This window comes from Caballeronia sp. ATUFL_F2_KS9A, from assembly GCF_023630765.1.
Classification (GTDB): domain Bacteria; phylum Pseudomonadota; class Gammaproteobacteria; order Burkholderiales; family Burkholderiaceae; genus Caballeronia; species Caballeronia zhejiangensis.
Window position 1 is genome coordinate 1 of the sequence record NZ_JALQEK010000023.1, and the last position, 3998, is coordinate 3998.

The following is a 3998-nucleotide window of genomic DNA, read 5'->3' on the forward strand; positions in this document are numbered from 1 at the left end:
GTCGTCGCGACATCGAGAATGTCGTAGCCGCGATAGTGCAAGTCGTTGCCCGTCTTGCCGACGGTGCACAGCGCGGTGTTGCCCGCCGTCACGCCCGACAGCGCGACGGATTTCTTCGGCTTGAATGCGCCGGTTGCGGGTGCTTCGGTCGATGCCTGATCGGTCATTGTCTCTAGTCTCCTTTGCACGCTCGCGATGCGGCGTTATTTGTCTTGTCGAGATGATGATTTGAAAAACGGCGCGCATTCGTCGGGCAGCGTCTGGCCGGTCGCGTGCGCGCGGCGCAGCACGGACCAGTAATAGCGATAACTCGCGCGATCGTGCAGCGTATCGCCATGCCGCGTCGGGCCCCACTGTGCGCGCTGTGCCGCAAGCAGAATCTGCGCCGCGAGCGCGATTTCATCGGCGCGCGGCGAGAAGGCCTCGACGATCGGCCTGATCTGATCCGGATGGATGCTCCACATGCGCGTATAGCCGAACGCGTTGCGCGCGCGTGCCGCATCGTTCGCGACGACGCTCATGTCGCGCACTTCCGTCGATACGTTGTGCGACGGCACCTTGCCGTGCGCGTGACACGCGGCCGCGATCTCCAGCTTCGCGCGCTGCACGAGCGGATGATCGAACTGGCCGGGCGAGCGCATCGCGGTATCGGGAATGGCGCCGTTGTGCGCCGAGACGAAGTCCATCAGGCCGAAGCTCAGCGATTCGACGCCCGGCAGCGCGGCCAGTTCGAACGCTTGCGCGAGCGCGCCGTGCGTCTCGATCAGCAGATGGCAGGGAATCGGTTGCTCGATGCCGAACTCGCGTCGTGTTGCTTCGATGAACGCGACCATTTCGGTGGCATCGGCGGCGCTGCGGATTTTCGGCAGCATGATGAACGCGGGCGCTTTCTTCGCGCGACGCAGGATGATGCGAACGTCGTCGCGCCACGCACGATGATCGAAGTCGTGGATGCGCACGCCCACGCGCCCGAAGCGGTCGTCCTCGCCACCGACGAACGACGCAACCATTTCCGCATGTTCGGCCTCGTGACCGACTTGCGCCCCGTCTTCGCAATCGAGCGTGATGTCGAACACCGGACCGAGTTGCGCCTGCAGCGCCAGGGATTTGCGGATCAGCTTCTCGCTGCCGGCGTAATGATCACAGGGCGGAAGCACGGCGGGTTGCGCTTCGCCGTCAAACAGCACTTCGGCGGGAGTGAGAGCAGGCATCGTCGGCGTCGGGTCCGATTGGAAGTTGGGAAATTCCATCTTGCTCGATGATTCGAACACGCTCGATGTTTTTCAAGCGCGTTCGAATCATGCACGAACGCCGCGTAGCGTTCGCGCAGACGGGAAGCCTTTGCAGACTCCCCCTTGAACGACGTACTTACTTGCCCAGCAGATGCGAAACGCCGTCGCGCTCTTCGAGCAGCTCGTTCAGCGTGCCGTCCATCTTCTCGCGCGAGAACGCGTCGATTTCGAGGCCTTCGACGCGCTTGTACTCGCCGTTTTCGCACGTGACGGGCACGCCGTAGATGATGTCTTCCGGAATGCCGTACGAGCCGTCCGACGGAATGCCCATCGTGACCCACTTGCCGTTCGTGCCGAGCACCCAGTCACGCACGTGATCGATCGCAGCATTCGCCGCCGATGCCGCCGACGACAGGCCGCGCGCTTCGATAATCGCCGCGCCGCGCTTGCCGACGGTCGGGATGAACGTGTTGCGGTTCCACTCGTCGTCGTTGATGAGCTTCGTCAGGCTCTCGCCTTCCGCCGTTGCGAAACGGAAGTCCGGGTACATCGTCGGCGAGTGGTTGCCCCATACGGCGAGCTTTTCGATCGACGCGACCGGCTTGCCCGACTTGGCCGCCAGTTGCGACAGCGCGCGGTTGTGGTCCAGACGCAGCATGGCGGTGAAGTTCTTCTTCGGCAGATCCGGCGCCGACTTCATCGCGATGTAAGCGTTCGTGTTCGCCGGGTTGCCGACGACCAGCACCTTCACGTCGCGGCTCGCGACATCGTTCAGCGCCTTGCCCTGAACCGCGAAGATCTCGGCGTTCGCCGACAGCAGGTCCTTGCGCTCCATGCCCTTCGAACGCGGACGTGCACCGACCAGCAACGCGACGTCGGCGTCCTTGAACGCGACCTTGGGGTCGTCCGTGACGACCACGCCCGCGAGCAGCGGGAATGCGCAATCTTCCAGCTCCATCACGACGCCCTTCACGGCGGCTTGCGCTTGCGGCAGATCGAGCAACTGAAGAATCACGGGCTGGTCTTTGCCGAGCAGATCGCCATTGGCGATGCGGAACAGCAGCGAGTAGCCGATTTGACCTGCGGCGCCGGTTACGGCAACGCGCTTTGCGGACTTAGCCATTGAGAACTCTCCTGGACGGTGCGTGGAACGCTAGGGAAAAACGCCATTTTATGCGCGTTACGCAAAGCGTTGATGAAGACATGCCGGCCATGCCGCGCCCAAACGCTTCGAAGCTCGACCGAGCGTTCGCGCCCGTGCCGTGCATCGGCGTTACGGCTTGACCGTCATGCCATGAATCCTTCTCTTCGAGCGAGAGGCGTGCGGAGTGTTCTGGAAGGACGCGGTGATTTCGCTTGGGTCTGACGGCAACGCGCCCATACGAGACGGCGCTTGACGTTGCGAGGCGAGGGGCAGGCAGCGGCGCGCGAATCGAGTGGCCGATCGGCGTGAGGCGAAAGCGAAAGGGCGTGCCTGGCGGTATGTTGCACGCTGCGCCGGATGCCGTGTTCAGAGCGTACTCGAGGCGAAAAGGGCCATGATAAAACGCGCTGAGCGGCGGTTCCCGTGCTTTCGCAACGACCCGCAAACCCTTGCTCGACAAGGAGTGTAGGAGCCGTCCGAGGTAAAGTCAACACTATCTTATGTCTTATATAAGACATAGGAATCTTCGGGAAAAGTCTGGACGCACGGCGGGCCTTGTGTTGAAATGCGCGGCATGAATTCCAACCCGGCGAGCACGACGACCCCCAACGGCACTGCACCGGCGGCTGAGGCCGCGAGCACGCCGTCGCCGACGTTCAGCCCGCTGTATCAGCAAATCAAGGCGCTCATCACGCAAGGACTCGAGTCCGGCGAATGGAAGCCTGGCGAAATCATCCCGAGCGAGGTCGAGCTGGCCGCGCGCTACAAGGTGAGCCAGGGCACCGTCCGCAAGGCGATCGATGAACTCGCCGCCGACAATCTTCTCGTTCGACGTCAGGGCAAAGGCACGTTCGTTGCGACGCACAACGAAGACCGCGTGCAGTTCCGTTTCCTGCGCCTTCTGCCCGACGATGGCGACGTCCATCCTCACGTAAGCCGTCTGCTCGAATGCAGGCGCCTGCGCGCGCCGGCGGAGATCGCGCGCCAACTGGATTTGAAGCCTGCCGACCCCGTCGTTCTCATCAAGCGCTTGTTGCAGTTCGATGGCGTGACGACCGTGTTCGACGAAATCTGGCTGCCGGGCGCGGTGTTTCGCGGACTCACGGCCGAGCGTCTCGCCGAGTACAAGGGTCCGCTCTACGCGATGTTCGAGACGGAGTTTGGCACGCGCATGATCCGCGCGACCGAGAAGATCCGCGCCGTCGCCGCCGATGAAACCGTCGCGCAGTTCCTCGATGTGGCGCAGGGATTTCCGCTGTTATCGGTCGAGCGCGTGTCCTATACCTATGGCGATCGGCCTGTCGAAGTGCGTCGCGGATGGTACGTCACGACCGGCTATTTTTATCAGAACGACTTGAGTTGATCGAGTGAAGAACGGGCCGCGAGCACTGGCTGAGTGCTCGCGGAACACGCACGTTAGCAGGCCCATTCTCGCGCATGGAGCAACGGTCTTTTAGAGGACTTCTCGCTGCAGCGCGATATAAAAAGGCGCTAAAATCGCGGATTAGTGTGTTAACAAGTTGGGGTCTAGCATGGCAGAAGCCGTAAAAAAACCAAGGCCGGAATACCGGAACATCGGGATCGGTCAGATCGCGAAGTATCGCTTGCCGCTGGCGGGCAAG

Annotated in this window: 3 protein-coding genes and 2 pseudogenes; 2 read left to right on the forward strand and 3 right to left on the reverse strand. The window is 62.3% G+C overall.

Annotation, left to right across the window (positions count from 1 at the left end; all coding sequences use genetic code 11):
- The 3 genes and pseudogenes from NCS67_RS13815 to NCS67_RS13825 form a co-directional block, all read right to left on the reverse strand.
- Positions 1 to 167 (reverse strand): annotated as a pseudogene (locus NCS67_RS13815) (2-methylcitrate synthase); the annotation flags it as partial.
- A 36-nt stretch (positions 168 to 203) separates the two neighbouring features.
- Complete coding sequence (locus tag NCS67_RS13820) at positions 204 to 1211, reverse strand: HpcH/HpaI aldolase/citrate lyase family protein (RefSeq protein WP_250435441.1); 1008 nt, start codon at positions 1209 to 1211, stop codon at positions 204 to 206.
- Positions 1212 to 1368: 157 nt separating this feature from the next.
- On the reverse strand, positions 1369 to 2355 hold the full coding sequence (locus NCS67_RS13825) for a malate dehydrogenase (RefSeq protein WP_250435442.1): 987 nt from the start codon (positions 2353 to 2355) through the stop codon (positions 1369 to 1371).
- A gap of 586 nt (positions 2356 to 2941) precedes the next feature.
- Here NCS67_RS13825 and NCS67_RS13830 point away from each other — a divergent pair.
- Both NCS67_RS13830 and NCS67_RS13835 read left to right on the forward strand, forming a co-directional pair.
- Entirely contained in the window at positions 2942 to 3739 is a 798-nt protein-coding gene (locus tag NCS67_RS13830; protein WP_033536962.1) for a GntR family transcriptional regulator, read from the forward strand.
- A gap of 169 nt (positions 3740 to 3908) precedes the next feature.
- Positions 3909 to 3998 (forward strand): annotated as a pseudogene (locus NCS67_RS13835) (succinate dehydrogenase, cytochrome b556 subunit); the annotation flags it as partial.